We start from the raw sequence: 16,396 nt of genomic DNA, 5'->3' as shown, positions 1-16,396 counted from the left end.
CGCATTGTTATAACTTTTGCCTCAAAACTATAGTCGGCTCCCTGACTACAGGTATTGCTTCTTGCGGAGTTGTTCCGATTTCTGACAATATTGTAAACACCTATCAAACCTGACAGGCAAGGTCTAATTCATCATAAAAAGGTCATTAATACTTTTAGATGACGGTAAAAGTTGATCTGAAGCAATTAAAATACCTGTGTTGCTTCAGAATCAACACCTACAAACATGTAACCAGAGAGTTCCTGATTGTTAGTATCGCAATGTACCCTGTCACCCAAGCGGTTAATCTACCTTCTTCAGTGTTGAACCAGCACTAGCTCTGGCTGATGGTGGTTTATTCGTTTGATACCACCATGTACTCAGGTCAAGAGCATAAAGCGGCGTCGTCTCAGGATGCTTCAGAGTATCCCGGTACAGAACGTTCCAGGAAGGTGAGTACCAGAGAGGCAGTGAGTAGTGTCCCCACAGCAGAACTCTGTCCAGGGCATGAACCATTGAAAGCAGTTCTTTACGGCTGGTGGCTGATGGAATCAATTGAGCTATGTGATCGACCACCGGTGAATGAACACCCGACAGGTTTCTGGTTCCTGGTTGATCAACGGTTTCCGATCCCCAGAAGGATACCTGTTCGGTGCCTGGTGATGCAGTATGTCGATAGACATGCAGTACCAGTTCAAAATCCAGTTCACGGAGTCTGGCTACCATCTGGAGTGGGTCTATACGATGAACATTTAAGGTAATACCAAGACGACTCAGACCGTCCTTGATGGAAAGCAGAACTTTTTCATGTTCTTCAGTGGCTACCAGTGCGTTCAGGACCAGTGGTTCCCCCATGGCATTAACTTGTTGATTATCTTTTATTTCCCAGCCTGCCTGTTTTAATAACCTGAGTGCGCTTGCCATACTCAATCGGTCGCCCGATGCCAGTCGGCTATCAGGTACCTTGAAGGGATCATGGAAGAGGGCTTCAGGCAGTTGTTGCTGAAAGGGGGCCAGCCATTTCAGTTCTTCAGCTGATGGAATTCCACTGGCTGCCAGCTCAGAGCCTGCAAAAAAGCTTTCAGCAGGTCGATACATTCCAAAGAAAAGGTGGTCGTTGATCTGCTTGAAATTAAAAGCGTATCCCAGACTTTCCCTGACTCTGGCATCTTTTAGAAACGGTCGCCGGGTATTGTAGGCTAACGTCAGGGTTTGGGGGTTATGGTTCTTTATGACTTCTTGTACCAGACGATATTTTTTAATTCGGTTCTCGCTCAGCTGGGTATTCCAGATGGTTGGGTCTGTAATCAGTCTGAAGTCATATTGATTGCTGAACATCGCTTCTAACAGCACAGATTCGTTTCCGTAATATTCGAACAGCATGCGGTCAAAATTATACCGACCCCGGTTTACAGCCAGGTCTTGTGCCCAGTAATCTTCGTCTCTTTTATAACTGATGGATCGTCCGGGATTGATTTTATCGACTTGGTAAGGACCGCTGGTGACGGGGACTTCAAATCCGGAGGGCGGAAAATGTCTGTCCTTCCAGTAGTGTTCTGGAAGTATAGGCATTTGCCCCAGGATTAGAGGCAGCTCCCGGTTTTTGTTGTTTTTAAAGGTAAATAGTACCCTCATAGGCGCTGTGACTTCAGCTTTCTCGATATCATCATAGAAGTGGCGGTAGAACGTTGAGCCTTTCTCCCTCAGAAGATCAAACGAGAATTTTACATCACTGGCTGACACCTTATGGCCATCATTAAAGTGAGCTTTGGGGTTAATATGATAGGCAACCCAGCGGTTATCAGGGTCCAATTCTATGTACTGGGCAATCAAACCGTATTTACTTAAAGGCTCGTCCCAGGATCTTTGCAGCAGGCTGTCATACAGCAAGTCGCTGCCAGCCGCAGCCGAACCGCGATCTACAAAAGGTGTAAGACTGTCAAACTGGCCGGTCACAGCCTGTCTGAATTCACCGCCTTTTGGAGCGTCCGGGTTGGCGTAGTCAAAGTGTTCAAAATCCTTATGGTACTTAGGTTCACCATAGAGACTTATGGCATGCTTCAGAGGAATGTTTTCTGCTCCCCATACCAAAGAGGACGTTACTATCAAAAATATTCCCGCAACAAGGCGTTTCATTTTGGTTCTTTCTCCCACCAGATGCTGAGGTCCACAGAGCCGTAAAGACCTCCGTTGTCAGGATAGTTGTAGTGGCTTCTGTATGCTACCCGCCAGTAACGATGGTAGAGCTGGGGAATGGTGTAATTTTCCCAGAGCAGGATGCGATCCATAGCTCTGGTGGCGGCCTGCAACTGGTTGATGGATTCAGCCTTGATAATAGACTCAATCATGGCGTCAACCGCAGGGTGATTGACACCTGCGAGGTTCTGCGTGCCCTGTTGATTGGCAGTACTGCTGCTCCAGTATTCTCTTTGTTCGTTGCCAGGCACATCAGGCTGGTGGAAGGTTCTGAGCAGCATGTCATAATCCTGATTGCGCACTCTTCGAATGTACTGAGAGACATCCAGCGAGGTGATCTGCATTTCAATGCCGAGCATTTCCAGATTACTTTTGAACGGTATAGCAACACGTTCCTGTTCTGGCACCGCCAGCATCAATTCGAACCTGAGTGGCTCACCGGTTTCCTTGTTGACTCTTTTGCCGTTTTTGAGTTCCCAGCCAGCCTGTTTCAGAAGTCTATTAGCATAACTGAGCTGTTTTCGGATATTGCCAGTGCCATCTGTTTGTACACCAGTCCAGGGTTGTTTAAACAGCTTCTCAGGAAGTATGTCCCGATAAGGTTCAAGCAGTTGGGCTTCAGCTCTATCGGGTATGCCTGAGTGGGCAAAATCCGAGTTGGCAAACAGGCTTTCGGGCGCTGAATAAATGCCATAAAGAAGATTGGCGTTGGTCCAGGCTACATCGTAACCCTGACTGATGGCTTCTCTGACCCGTTGATCGTTAAAAGGGTATTTTCGACTGTTAAAGATAAAGGACTGAACCTGAAAGCTCTTGCGAGGGTAATTTTTCTTGATGATCTTCCCGCTCTCCAGGTCCTTACCCTTGTATGCATAAGTCCAGTTTTTGGCCAGATTTTCTATCCGGATATCGTAGTGTCCACTGAGAAAAGCCTCGAGAGAGAGTGTGGAGTTCCTGAAATACTCCAGTCTGATCTGCTTAAAGTTATTCCGGCCAATATTCACAGGCAGCTTCTGAGCCCAGTAATCCTCGTTTCGCTCAAGAAAAACGGTCTGGCCAAGCTCATAGTGCTTGATGCTGTAAGCCCCTGAGCTGACAGGAATATGGATCTTAGTGTCAACATCTTCAGACTTTGTCCAGTAATTACTGTGAATTATGGGTAGCTGGGCCAGTCGAAAAGGCAGCTTCTTGTCTTCGGGGACATTCAGGGTCAGTTTTACCCGGTTTCCGGGTTCAACTTCTATTTGATTAACATCCTTCAACAGGAGCTTGAAGTTGGAGAAGTCGCCATTTTTATATTGAAAAAATGTATCCCTCACAGTTTCGGCAGTAATCGGGTTGCCGTCGGCAAAACGGGCTTTCGGGTTAATAACGAAACGTACCCAGCGATTATCATCCGGGTATTCGATACGTTCGGCAATCATTGGATAAAGACTGCCGGGCTCATCCCGGCTGGCAAACATCAGGCTGTCGTAAATGTAGGCACCAACGGCAGCAGGCACACCTTTGGAACTTAAGAGATCAAAGGTATCGTAAGTGCCTAGAACCGCCAGTCTGACCTTACCCTGACGGGGAGCATCAGGATTGACATAGGAAAAGTGTTGAAAGTCGGCAGGATATTTGGGAGTGCCGATCAGGCTGATGGCATGACCTGTGCGATAGGATTCCTGAACACTGGCCAGTACAGAAGGATAAAACCAGGCAATGTTCAGCGCCATAAGAGTTCTTGCCCATCGTTTGATCGTCATTTTTTTCCTTGTCGTTGAAGGGCTTTAGAGGCTGGTTTCATCCACCATGAAGTGAGACGAATACCAAAGGGTGGGAAAGTGTCAGGAGGTTGCACATGCTGCCAATGAGCGATTCTTATAAAACGCCCCTGCCAGTTGGGAATGAAGTAATATTCCCAGAGCAAGAGACGATTCAGAGCCTGCATAGCAGTATAAAGAGCCTCTCCGGTGTTGGCTGACAGCGCATGATCAATTAAGCCATCGACGGCCGGGTTATGAATCCCGGCCAGATTGCGGCTGCCTTCAGAGTCCGCAGACTCTGAGTGAAATAACCCTTTAAGGTCTTCGCCGGGAAGAAAAGGCACCGTCAGGGTTGTTTGAACCATATCAAAATCCCTTTGACGCAGTCTTCGCTGATATTGGCTCAGGTCTATGGCTCGAAAATCCATTTTGATTCCCACGCTGGCAAGGTTGGCCGCAAAAGGAAGTATGTAACGATCAGCCAGTTTTGAGTAGTGAAGAAATGTAAAGTGAAAGGGTTCATTCCGGGCGCTTAATAATTGTCCCTGATGATAATGCCAACCGGCCTCTTTTAGCAGTTTCAGGGCTTGTCTTCGATGGCTTGTGATGTTCCCATCCCCGTTTGTTTTTGGGAGTTCAAAAGGTTGGGAATAGAGCCCCGGTGGCACTATCGACTGAAAAGCTTCAAACAGTTCCAGCTCGTTCTCTGACGGGACCGCAGATGTATTATTCTCATGAGCGCCAAAGAAACCGGTGGTGCGGACATAGGCGTTATGGAAGAGGTTTGCTGAAGACCATTCCCAGTCGAATAACAGGCTGATAGCCTGCCTGACTCTTCGATCCTGAAACAGTGGGGATCTGAGATTAAAGACAAAGAACCTTCTGCCATAATGCATCTTGTCAGGAATGTTCAGTCTGGTCGCTTTACCTTGTTGCATGGCTGGAAAGACATAAGCTGTTTCCCAGTTTTTCGCCTCGCCTTCATAGTGGACATCGGTCTCCCCGTTCTTAAAAGCCTGAAAGCTGACATGACGGTCACGGTAGAAATTCAGAGTAACTTTATCAAAATTATAAAGCCCCTTATTAACGGGAAGATCTTCCCCCCAATAGTCTGGCACTCGTTCAAAGACGATCGTTGACCCCGGCTTGACCCTGGAAATCTTATAAGGACCACTGAGTAAGGGTGGGACCAGTGTGGTTTTTTCAAAATCACGATTCTGCCAGTAATGCTTTGGTAAGACAGGCAGCTCGCTGAGTTTAATTGGGAGCGCTTTAGAAGATGAGGGTTTCAGATAGAAGTGGATAATGTAGTGATCTTCGATTTGGATGCGTTCAACTTGCTCTAGTGTCAGTTTGAAGTTTGGGTGCCCGTGCTCCAGCAGTATTTTATAGGAAAACTCTACATCTTCCGTGGTAATGGGATGCTGGTCATGAAAACGGGCATTTGTTCTCAGCTTGAATGAGAGCTTATGTTTTTCCGGATCATAAGCTACCGCTTCGGCGATTAAACCATAGGCTGTATTTTTATGTTCCATGGAGGGTGCGTAAGGACCAGTGCCCACCATCAGGGGTTCGTTCAGCTCCAGAAAGCCAAACCTGAAAGTATTATTCGCCTGCGAGGGGGCTATTCCTTTGGCACTGTATGGATTCAGAGTATTAAAGGTTCCAAGGGCTGCTAATCGCAGATGACCACCTTTGGGCGCTGCGGGATTGACGTACCGGAAGTGTTTGAAATCTTTCTTATACAGAGGCTCGTCCATGATGGACAGATAATGTTGCCATTGCTCACCCGCAGCTATTGCGTAAATACTCTGCCAATAGAGCAGAAGAGAGAGCGTCAGTCGTTTCAATGATGCTTCCTGGTATTGTTAAACCGAATGAATATAGCATCGACAGGATAGGGGAGTGGTTTATAGAGAAAAATATCAGACCCGTTCAAAACCGGGTCTGAGCATTATGAATTTATCATTCGTAAACGCGGGTCACATCAACATAGAGAGTCAATTGTTGACCAGGCTGCAGGTATTTGCTGTCAAAGGTATTCCAGGTTCTGATCTGGGCTATGGCGACATTGAATTTGTCAGCGATTCTGGACAGGGAGTCGCCATTGCGAACCTTGTAATTGACCCTGCGAACAACACCGTCCTGAGGCGCATTGGTTTTGGTCCACACCACCAGTGTCTGCCCGATCCTGAGATTGTCTCTGGGTGACATACTGTTCCAGCGAGCCAGTTCCTGGACACCGGTATTGTACTTTTTGGCTATGCTCCAGAAGCTGTCTCCGGATTTAACAGAGTGATTCAGTTTGTGTCGTCCGGCACGCTGAGTGTTTTGCTTGGCAATACGGCGCTGCGGCGCTGTCAGGGCATACTCTTCCTTCTCTTTGACAGCGACGGGGATTAAAAGACTTTGACCAACCCGGATCAAGTCTGTTTCCATTTTGTTCGCTTCCTTGATGAGCCCGGGCTTGGTATTAAAAGTATTGGCAATCCTGATCAGGCTATCACCAGACTTCACTGAGTAGCGCTGCCATTGCATACGTTTCTCCGCCGGCAATTGAGCCAGTTCAGTCCGGAAGGATTCGGCTTTGGCAACAGGCACCAGCAGATGGTGTGGACCAGAAGGAGGGGTGGACCAGCGATTAATCCCGGGATTCAGGCGATATAACTCATTCAGAGTAACGCCAGCCAAATTGGCCGCTTTGGCCATATCCAGCTGGCCACCGGTTTCAACCTTGGCAAAATGAGGTTTGTTAGGAATTGACTTTAGCTTGATACCGTATTTGGCCGGATCACGAACGATCTTGCCCAGGGCGATCAGCTTTGGAACATAGGCGGTGGTTTCCCTTGGCAGGTCAAGATGCCAGAAGCGGGTGGATTTACCCCGCCTTTCGTTCTTGTTGACCGCATTCATGACTCGCCCTGGCCCAGAGTTGAAAGCAGCCAGTGCTAATTCCCAGTCGTCAAACATTTCGTGCAGACTGACCATATAGTCCAGAGCTGCACGGGTGGCCTCAACCACATCACGACGACCGTCATACCACCAGTTCTGCTCCAGTCCGTAATGTTCTCCGGTAGCTGGCATGAATTGCCATAAGCCGGATGCTCCTGCATGGGAATAAGCAAATGGATCGAAGGCACTCTCTACTATGGGCATTAATGCCAGCTCCAGGGGGACGCCACGTTTCTCAGCTTCTATCAGGATGAAATAGAAATAGGGACTGGCGCGATCAGAAACGCGGTCAAAGTAGCCCTGGTTTTTCTTGTACCAGCGTAATTCTGCCAATACCCGGGGATGATTATTATCCAGGTCCATAGCGAGACCCCGACGAGTTCTATCCCACAGGTCGGTCAATGGTTTTTTGGCCAGCTGATCCTTAAATGTTTTTTTGGCCGTTTTCCCTTTGGCAACTTTTTGCTCAACTTTGACTGGTGGAGTACCTGCCTGCTCTGGAGAATGACTCTGACAGCTTGTTAGAGTCATTATGAGTGTGGCGGCACTCAAGACTCGAATCAGGGGTTTAACTTCAGGTCCGGTATAGCGACCAGACGTTTGCTCTGTAATCAAAGGTTCAGACATAAAAACTATATTTATCTTGAAGGAACACAGGGGTTATCGTCATCAAAAGTGATCCTTCCAATGACGCAATGCTCCAAATACCTCTGAATCGTTTGACAGAGAGGCATTTGGGGCGTGCTCCTTAACAGCAGTAATGACACTATTCTGGTCAGTACGCATGAATGGATTAATGGTAAATTCCAGCTTGAGGCTAGAGGGCAGGCTTGGCCTGTTCTGCTCGCGAAGCCGGACGACTCTGTTGCGATACTCCTTAATAGAGTGGTTGTCGGGTTCTACGGTCTGGGCAAAGGCAAGATTTGCCAGAGTGTATTCGTGTGCACAATATACCCGGGTGTTTTCGGGTAGAGCGCGGAGTTTATTGAATGAGCTCTGCATTTGTTCAGCAGTCCCTTCAAACAGTCGGCCACAGCCGGCTGAAAAGAGGGTGTCGCCACAGAATAGAATGGGATCATCCTGATCAGGATTAGCGAAATAGGCAATATGATCGAGCGTGTGTCCCGGTGTTTTCAAAATACTGAATTCAGTACCGAGCACTGCCAGTGTCTCTGTGCCATCCAGGGTGTGAGTAATGCCGGAAATTGCCGAATTATCAGGGCCATAGACTGGAATGCTACGGTTTTTTGTTAACGTTTCTATGCCGTTTGTATGATCCCAGTGATGATGGGTAATCAAAATGCCCGACAATTCCAGATCAAGTCTATCCAGTGCTTTCTCGACCACGCTAGCGTCACCCGGATCAACGACCAGACTTTGTTGACTGCAATCTTCAGAGAGCAGCCAGATGTAGTTATCCTGAAAAGCCGGGATAGCTTGAATGTGGATCATAGGACATTCTGTCGGATAATGGTCAATAACATTCTAATGCCTGTAATGGACAAAAAACCATTTTTACAAATTTTGCGTGTAAAGTCTGTACTATTTTCTTTACGATTGTCATAGGGGATGACACCGATGCTGGTTGAATCCTGCCGTGCCCGATAAGATGTGTATTTGAGCAGGACAACAATCTGGCTCGAGGTTTTTGCTGATTTCACTGCAGCATACACGGAAAAAGCCTGATGCAATGGTTTAAAAAAACGACCAGACCTGAAATGCCTCAAAAATTGCAGGCCCTGCAGGGGTGGATGCAATCCGGTGCAGGAGAGTTTGTCCTTGAGACAGAACGCTGTCACATAGAACATGAGTTAAAGTATATCTTTGGTTATCATGCTGTTGAATTATCGGTATCTCCGACTGCGGCTCTGTTGTCAGAGTCCCAGGTAAGTCGAAACTTTCAGTTTCACCCCTTAAACTCTGAGCCGACGTCTTCGTTGTTGCTTGATCCTTATCACTGGCCGATAGCTCCGGGCAGCCTTGACCTGGTCCTGCTGCATCATATGGTAGAAGTGTCTGATCGCCCGCACCGACTTCTCAGCGAAGCGGGGCATACCATCATCCCCGGAGGCAAGATGATGGTAGTCGGTTTTAACCCTCTGAGTCTCTGCAACATCAAGCGGATGATACTTCCGGGTTATCGTAGGTTGTTCAGTGGTGTCCAGTTCATTAGTCCAAGTCGGATGAAGGACTGGTTAACCTTGTTGGGGTTCAGTGTTGAGAAAGTGATTCATGGTGCCTATCTGTTCCCTTCCACCCACTCAGTCATGGGCTTGAAGTCAGAATCGATTGAACAGCGCTGTCATAATTGGATGCTGCCCTTTGGCAGTTTTTACATCATAGTTGCCACCCGGGAAGTGGCAGGCATGACACCCATCAAGCCTGTCTGGTCCTCCGTGGGGCAATCCCTGGTCGGAAAACCGATTACAGGGTCCAGCCGAGTGGGAGATAATCGTTGAGCAAGCTCGTTGAGCTTTTTACAGATGGTGCCTGTAAAGGAAACCCCGGCCCCGGTGGTTGGGGGGTCATTCTGCGTTACGGTACCGCTGAAAAAGGACTGTATGGTGGCGAGAAGGAAACCACCAATAACCGCATGGAATTGATGGCTGCCATTGTCGGATTGGAAACATTAACCCGGGCCTGCGAGGTGCGTGTCACAACCGATTCCCAATACGTACGCAAGGGTATCACAGAGTGGTTGTCCGGCTGGAAACGCAAAGGCTGGAAAACAGCGGCTGGTAACCCTGTAAAAAACAAAGATTTATGGGAGCGGCTTGATGCCCAGAATACCCTCCATAAAATTGAGTGGTGCTGGGTAAAAGGGCATGCCGGACACCGGGAAAATGAAATGGCGGATGAACTCGCCTGTCGTGGTGCTCAAGAGATTATTGAAGGTAAGAAGCAATGAACCGCCAGATCATAATGGATACGGAAACCACCGGGATAGACCCTTCACAGGGTCACCGGATTGTCGAAATCGGTTGTGTGGAGATGATTGACCGTAAGCTGACGGGCAATACTTATCATGTCTACATCAATCCTGAGCGGCAAATGGATGATGAGGTTATCCAGGTTCATGGTATTACCAACGAATTTATTCAGGACAAACCGCTCTTTGCAGCAGTGGCCAAAGATTTTCTGGATTTTATCAAAGATGCCGAGCTGATTGCCCATAATGCCCCCTTTGATATTAACTTTCTCAACCATGAACTAAAGTGGCTGGATCCAGCCCTTGGGCAGGTTGAAGACTACAGTAAAATTACCGACTCTCTGGCTATAGCCAGAAAGAAGCACCCTGGTCAGAAAAATAACCTGGATGCACTTTGCAAACGTTATTTTATCGATAACTCGGCTCGTACCTTCCATGGTGCGCTCCTTGACTCTGAGATATTGGCTGAAGTCTACCTTGCCATGACGGGTGGTCAGACTTCTCTGCTTCTGGGAGGAACCGGAGAGGGGACTGATGATGTAACGGTTATCAGACGTCTATCTTTGGACAGACCCGCCTTGAAAATCATCAAACCGACCGATGCTGAATTACAGTTGCATCAGGAAAAACTGGAAAAGATAGGCCAGCAGAATTGGTAATTGCTACCAGTTTGCAATGACCGACTGACCATTAACTCATCATCGAAAGCAGTGACATACATGCAACAATACCAACCTGCAAACGGCTGGACCCCGGAAGGGGGTAATGCTGATCGTTATCTAATTCTGTCTGGTCATGACATCCTGATGAATTCCGAGGGGGAGTTCCTCTGGGAGAAACACCCCTGGATGGATAACCACGAATCAATCAGAACTGGAAATCTGGACGAATATTCGGTGTCGGTTATAAAAACAGACCGAATTCCTGAAGAGGGGAGTGCTGTTAATGCCCGACAATATATGGCGATGCAACCTGAATCAATGGTGGCGTTATACAGTCACGCCGCTCAAATCCTGAGATCCAGAAAAGACCACCAATTCTGTGGCCGCTGTGGTAGTCCATGCATGTCAAGCGAAGGGGACTGGTCAATGGTTTGTTCAGCCTGTGAGATGACTTACTATCCAAGGATATCTCCCTGCATCATAGTTCTTGTTCATAAAGGGGATGAAGTACTGCTTGTTCAACATCAGCGACATTTGCGTGATACAACAATGCATACGGTCATCGCGGGCTTTGTCGAGCCGGGCGAGAGTGCTGAGGAAGCTGTAATAAGAGAGATCAGGGAGGAAGTGGGTCTGGAGGTCGGTGAAATAAAGTACCAACTCAGTCAAAGTTGGCCATTTCCCCATGCCTTGATGCTGGGCTATCACGCAGAATATAAATCAGGTGAGATTAAGCTTGAAGAGGCAGAGCTGGTGAGTGCCGAATGGTTCCTTAGAGATGATCTGCCGGACATTCCACCGAAATTCACAATATCCAGGATGTTGATAGATATTTAATATTATACAATCATATTTTTGTTCTGTTTAAAGATTTGGCTCAGTGCAAATTCTACCACTCAAAAAATACGGAACACATGGTCATCAAAACGACTGTCTCTGCCTTTGTGTGACCAGTTAAATGACCTACGGCAGAGCCGTAGGCTCGTCAGCTGATGTTCTCAAAAACTGGTCGCTGGAGATCACTCAAGCCGCAGGTAAGCAGATGGCCAACCAAGCATTAGTTGGACTTTTCACATTCTCTTTTTCAGGTATCCTTAAGCACTCATATTGAAATGAATTATTGGAGGCTCTCTTGGAGTATCTGGCGGAATACGGCTTATTCCTTGCCAAAGTGGTCACATTTGTTGTGGCACTGCTGATCATCATTGTTGCGGCAGCTGCAATGGGACAAAAATCCAAAAAGATCAGTAAAGGGCATCTTGAAATCAAGAAACTGAATGAACACTATCAGCATCTGAAGGATGATCTTCAGCATGCGACGCTCGACAAGGAAGGTCTGAAGCAGCTGGCAAAGGAAAAAAAGAAAGCCGACAAGGAAAAGAAAAAGGATAAAGAAAAGGAAATAAAACCACGTTTGTATGTCCTTGATTTTCACGGCGATATGAAAGCTTCTGCAGTCAAGTCTCTTCGTGAAGAGATCACTGCAGTACTATCTGTTATCACAGACAAGGATGAAGTACTTGTGAAGCTGGAAAGTACGGGAGGTATGGTACATGCCTATGGTCTTGCAGCTTCCCAGCTACAACGTATCAGAGATCGTGGTATTAAGTTCACTATTGCAGTCGATAAAGTGGCTGCCAGTGGCGGTTATATGATGGCCTGTACGGCTAATCAGATTGTTGCTGCGCCTTTTGCCGTGATTGGTTCTATAGGTGTTATGGCTCAGCTGCCTAATATCAACAAATTGCTTAAGAAACATGATGTTGATATTGAACTGCACACTGCCGGTGAATTTAAGCGCACTCTGACGGTTCTTGGTGAAAACACTGAAAAAGGTCGTGATAAGTTCAAGCAGGATATTCAGGACACTCATGAGCTGTTCAAAGAGTTTATCAAGGAGGAACGTGAGCAGGTTAACGTAGAGGAGGTCGCTACCGGTGAAATCTGGTATGGCCGTCAGGCGATTGAGAAAAACCTGATTGATCTGGTCATGACCAGTGATGAGTATATCTATAGCAGGGTAGACTCCTCAGACATTATTCAGGTCACTTATGAAGTGAAGAAAGGAATGGCCAGTAAACTGGGCTTGGCTGCTGAAACGACTCTGGACAATGCCTTCGGAAAAATCTGGGAAAGATTGTCTCAGGGTCGATATTTCTCTTAACTGCTCCAGAGTTGTCTGGATAGAAGAACCCCGTGTTATGCGGGGTTTCTTTGCCTTAGTCTCTTCTCAGCTTTTCCGATACCGCTATGGGTGATTCATAGTTAAACACCACCACGTAGGAAGAGATGATCAACGTTAATATGGCAGTTGCCTGGACGACGTGAGCTGCGATCTCTCCCATCAACATCTGCCCCGCTGCCAGTACTGCAATCAGAATAGAAAACTCACTGGTCTGGCCCAATCTGAAACCGACTTCCCATGCCGTTGATTTGTTCTCATTGGCACTCAGTAAGATACCAAATGTGGCAGGTTTCAGAAGCAGACAAATAACGGTCATGATAACCGCAGGCAGCCACACTTCTCCGAACAAATTGAGGTTAAAGCTGGCACCGATTGAGAAGAAGAACAGAACCAGGAAAAAATCCCGCAAAGGCTTGAGATTAATGGCTATGTACTGAGAAATCGGGCTGGTAGCAATGCTGACCCCGGCAATAAAGGCACCAATTTCATAGGAAAGATTCAAGGCATGGGCCAGTTCAGCGAAGCCAAGACACCAGCCAATGGCTAAGAGGAACATGTATTCATGAAACCGGTCGAAGCGTGCCATCAATGGCAGCAGAGCATAACGAACAGCCAAAAAAGCCGCAGCTATGATCATAGGAAGTGCGGCGAGAGCCATCAGAACATCCATTTTACTGTTGGCAAATCCACCATCAAAGTTGTACAGCAGCAGGAGAACCAGAATCGCCAGCAGATCCTGCAAAAGCAGCAGACTGACAAGAATTTCGCCGGTATGTTTGTGATGCAGTACCGTGGTTGGCAATAATTTGATACCAATAATGGTACTGGAGAACATCATTGTCGCACCGGTTATGACGGCTTCTTTTTGGCTGAAACCAAATGCCAGTCCCAGTCCATAACCGGTTAGTGCAAATATGATCGAACTGATTAATCCTACCGTAGCTGTTTTCTTGAGCAGATGACCAAGGTGAGCGGGCTGCATATCCAGTCCGAGCAAAAACAGCAGGAATATAATTCCGACGTGGGCAATATCATTTAAAAGCCCGGTATCCGTAACCATTTCCATGCCATAGGGGCCCAGAAAGGCACCCAGTACGATGTAGGCGACCAGGAGAGGTTGACGGGTAAACAGCGCAGCAGTAGCGAGTATTGCAGCACCACTGAAGATAAGGAAGAAAGAGAAGAGCAGGGAACCACTTTCCATTAGACTCGCCAGATAAATGATTGTTTATAAAAGGGCTATTCCAGCCCGCATTTTTCTTGAAGCTAAAAGGCCAAGTATATACCCAAGGCTGTGAGTCCGGTAAACAAGAGAAGGTTAGGGCCGCTGACAGCAGCCCTTAACAAGTTGGATCTGGCTCTTCTAAGATGCCTGTCTTTTTCTGTAGAGAGGTTCAGGATCATCAGTGCTTCCCTGATACCTTAGGGTAAAAGTGTCCAATGCCTTGATAGCATCTTCTGCTTTCTGGTCTTCTCTGAGGTAATAACTTGAAAAGCCACACCGCTGCAACATGAAAATCTGATCGATAAGCACGTCACCCACGGCTCTGATATCTCCTTTGTAATGATAACGGTCCCTGAGGATGCGGCACAGGGAGTAGCCTCTACCATCAATAAACTTGGGAAAATTAATGGTAATCAGGTCGAAGCTGGACAGTATGTCAGCATAATTTTCAACTTCGTCATCACTATCAAGGAACAAGCCGGTTGGTTGCTGCTTTTGTTCAAGCAGTTTCTTATATTGATCAAGTTCCTTAGCTGGAATCAGCAGCGTCCCTGCAAATACCTGATCTGCAGATTCTGAATCCAGAATCCGGTAATCATCCTCAAAAACTTCGCTATTTTTAAGCAGCCTGGGCATACACACGCTCCTTGAAAGGGGTTATGCCAATGCGCTGGCAGGTATCGATAAACAGTTCATCTTCATGACGCTGCTCTATGTAAACACTGAGGATCTTCTCCAGCACGTCAGGAATTTCTTCACGCTTGAATGAAGGTCCAATAATCTTGCCCAGGGCAGCTTCTTTTGAAGCAGAGCCACCGACCTGAACCTGATAATATTCAATGCCTTTTCTGTCGACACCCAGAATACCTATATGACCCACATGGTGATGGGCACAGGCATTCATGCAACCTGAAATGTTCAGGTCCAGCTCACCGACGTCATGCAGATAGTCAATATCGTCGAACTTGCGCTGAATTTCCTCTGCCAGAGGAATAGATCGAGCATTGGCCAGTGCACAGAAATCACCACCCGGGCAGCAGATCACATCGGTTAACAGGCCACGATTGGCCGTCCCCAAGCCAACAGCTGACAATTTTTCCCAAAGTTCAATCAGTGCCGTTTGTTCCACGTCAGCGAATATCAGATTCTGCTCGTGGCTAACTCTGAGCTCTCCCAGACTGTAATGATCGGCAAGATCAGCAATAACATCCAGTTGTTCTGCAGATACATCACCAGGAGCATCCCCGGTAGCTTTCAAAGTCAGGGTGACGGCACAGTAACCTGGTTTCTTATGGGAAAACACATTCTGTTTCAGCCAGGAATGGAAACCTGCCGGCGCTTTCAAAGCCAGATCATTAAAGTCCTGATCCACCAGTCCCTTGTATTCTGGATCAATAAAGTGCTGGCTGACACGCTTTATCTCAGCTTCAGGCAAAAGGGATGGGGCATCTTTGATCTGCTCCCATTCTGATTCCACTTTCTCTGTGAATACTTCAGGTGTCATGGCTTTTACAAGAATCTTGATGCGCGCCTTGTATTTGTTGTCACGACGGCCATAGCGGTTGTAAACCCTCAGAATGGCATCCAGATAGGTCAATAAATGCTCAGGCTCTATGGACTCTCTGATGACACTGGCGACCATGGGAGTTCGTCCCAGTCCACCACCGGCCAGTATCTTGAATCGCACATTGCCGCTCTCATTTCGAAAGGCATGGACGCCAATGTCATGAACCATGGTAGCGGCACGATCTTCTTCAGAACCACAAACGGCGATTTTGAATTTACGGGGCAAAAAGGCAAATTCCGGGTGGAATGTGGACCATTGACGGATGATTTCAGACCAGGGTCTTGGGTCTACAATTTCATCTCGTGCAATACCGGCAAACTGATCAGTAGTTGTGTTACGAATGCAAGCACCACTGGTCTGCACTGCATGCATCTCTACTTCCGCAAGATCAGCCAGGATATCAGGAACCTGCTCAAGCAGAGGCCAGTTCAATTGTACGTTCTGGCGGGTAGTGAAGTGCACATAGCCCTTATCATATTTGCGCGAAATTTCAGAAAGTCTTCTAACCTGGCGGGTATTCAACATGCCGTACGGGATTGCGATCCGCAGCATGGGAGCAAAACGCTGAATATAGAGGCCATTCTGCAGACGCAGGGGTAAAAACTCGTCCTCTGCGATCTCACCGGCGAGGTAACGTCGAGTCTGCTCTCTGAACTGACTCACTCTTTCGTCGACGATGCGTTGATCGTACTCATCGTATTTATACATGGGAATAATTTTTCTAAATGGGTTGGCGAGCTATCCAGAGGCCTGACTATATCAGGCTTCTGGAAATCTGTTTCAGGCTCGATGCAGATTCCAGCTACGACCGAGAGTAGACAAGATAACAGTATTTTTGTATTTAGTAATAAAAAATTTTTTTATATAACTAGATGAAAACTGCATATCCGAAGAAATCCATGTATTCGGGAGACTGAATAAGTCGCTTTGCTTAAGTGCCACGAACACATTAT

General features: G+C 47.2%; 13 protein-coding genes. 5 read left to right on the top strand and 8 right to left on the bottom strand.

Annotated features, from left to right (window positions below; genetic code table 11):
* Window positions 1–282: 282 nt before the first annotated feature.
* From ACOMHB_RS13865 to gloB, 5 genes are all read right to left on the bottom strand, one after another.
* Complete coding sequence (locus tag ACOMHB_RS13865) at window positions 283–2,115, bottom strand: extracellular solute-binding protein (RefSeq protein WP_448217051.1); 1,833 nt, start codon at window positions 2,113–2,115, stop codon at window positions 283–285.
* A complete protein-coding gene (locus tag ACOMHB_RS13860) occupies window positions 2,112–3,923 on the bottom strand; it encodes an extracellular solute-binding protein (protein WP_448217050.1) in 1,812 nt (603 codons plus the stop codon). The genes ACOMHB_RS13865 and ACOMHB_RS13860 overlap by 4 nt, the downstream gene beginning before the upstream one ends.
* The gene (locus ACOMHB_RS13855) at window positions 3,920–5,773 is read right to left on the bottom strand and encodes an extracellular solute-binding protein (protein WP_448217049.1); all 1,854 of its coding nucleotides are present in this window, start codon (window positions 5,771–5,773) and stop codon (window positions 3,920–3,922) included. The genes ACOMHB_RS13860 and ACOMHB_RS13855 overlap by 4 nt, the downstream gene beginning before the upstream one ends.
* Window positions 5,774–5,888: 115 nt before the next feature.
* Complete coding sequence (locus tag ACOMHB_RS13850) at window positions 5,889–7,502, bottom strand: lytic transglycosylase (protein WP_448217048.1); 1,614 nt, start codon at window positions 7,500–7,502, stop codon at window positions 5,889–5,891.
* A gap of 42 nt (window positions 7,503–7,544) precedes the next feature.
* Window positions 7,545–8,327 carry a hydroxyacylglutathione hydrolase gene (gene gloB, locus ACOMHB_RS13845; RefSeq protein WP_448217047.1) on the bottom strand — a complete coding sequence of 261 codons (783 nt, stop codon included), beginning with the start codon at window positions 8,325–8,327 and terminating at the stop codon, window positions 7,545–7,547.
* Window positions 8,328–8,560: 233 nt separating this feature from the next.
* On the opposite strand from gloB, the gene ACOMHB_RS13840 reads away from it, so the two are divergent.
* From ACOMHB_RS13840 to sohB, 5 genes are all read left to right on the top strand, one after another.
* Window positions 8,561–9,334 (top strand): class I SAM-dependent methyltransferase, encoded by a 774-nt coding sequence (locus ACOMHB_RS13840; RefSeq protein WP_448217046.1) that lies wholly within the window; start codon window positions 8,561–8,563, stop codon window positions 9,332–9,334.
* Window positions 9,331–9,783: a ribonuclease HI gene (rnhA, locus tag ACOMHB_RS13835; RefSeq protein ID WP_448217045.1), complete on the top strand. Its 453-nt coding sequence runs from the start codon at window positions 9,331–9,333 to the stop codon at window positions 9,781–9,783. Before ACOMHB_RS13840 ends, rnhA begins: the two co-directional genes overlap by 4 nt.
* Window positions 9,780–10,463 (top strand): DNA polymerase III subunit epsilon, encoded by a 684-nt coding sequence (gene dnaQ, locus ACOMHB_RS13830; RefSeq protein WP_448217044.1) that lies wholly within the window; start codon window positions 9,780–9,782, stop codon window positions 10,461–10,463. The genes rnhA and dnaQ overlap by 4 nt, the downstream gene beginning before the upstream one ends.
* A complete protein-coding gene (gene nudC, locus ACOMHB_RS13825) occupies window positions 10,464–11,303 on the top strand; it encodes an NAD(+) diphosphatase (protein WP_448217043.1) in 840 nt (279 codons plus the stop codon). It begins immediately after the preceding gene.
* A gap of 295 nt (window positions 11,304–11,598) precedes the next feature.
* On the top strand, window positions 11,599–12,630 hold the full coding sequence (gene sohB, locus ACOMHB_RS13820; protein WP_448217042.1) for a protease SohB: 1,032 nt from the start codon (window positions 11,599–11,601) through the stop codon (window positions 12,628–12,630).
* Window positions 12,631–12,685: 55 nt separating this feature from the next.
* Here sohB and ACOMHB_RS13815 read toward each other — a convergent pair whose 3' ends face one another.
* The 3 genes from ACOMHB_RS13815 to ACOMHB_RS13805 form a co-directional block, all read right to left on the bottom strand.
* A complete protein-coding gene (locus ACOMHB_RS13815) occupies window positions 12,686–13,855 on the bottom strand; it encodes a cation:proton antiporter domain-containing protein (protein ID WP_422133737.1) in 1,170 nt (389 codons plus the stop codon).
* Window positions 13,856–14,014: 159 nt separating this feature from the next.
* On the bottom strand, window positions 14,015–14,512 hold the full coding sequence (locus ACOMHB_RS13810) for a DUF934 domain-containing protein (RefSeq protein WP_422133736.1): 498 nt from the start codon (window positions 14,510–14,512) through the stop codon (window positions 14,015–14,017).
* Window positions 14,496–16,151 (bottom strand): nitrite/sulfite reductase, encoded by a 1,656-nt coding sequence (locus ACOMHB_RS13805; protein ID WP_448217041.1) that lies wholly within the window; start codon window positions 16,149–16,151, stop codon window positions 14,496–14,498. Before ACOMHB_RS13805 ends, ACOMHB_RS13810 begins: the two co-directional genes overlap by 17 nt.
* Window positions 16,152–16,396 lie beyond the last annotated feature (245 nt).

The organism is Endozoicomonas sp. 2B-B, assembly GCF_053470045.1.
Note: the sequence above shows the minus strand (reverse complement) of the source record. Positions and strands in the feature narration are given on the sequence as shown.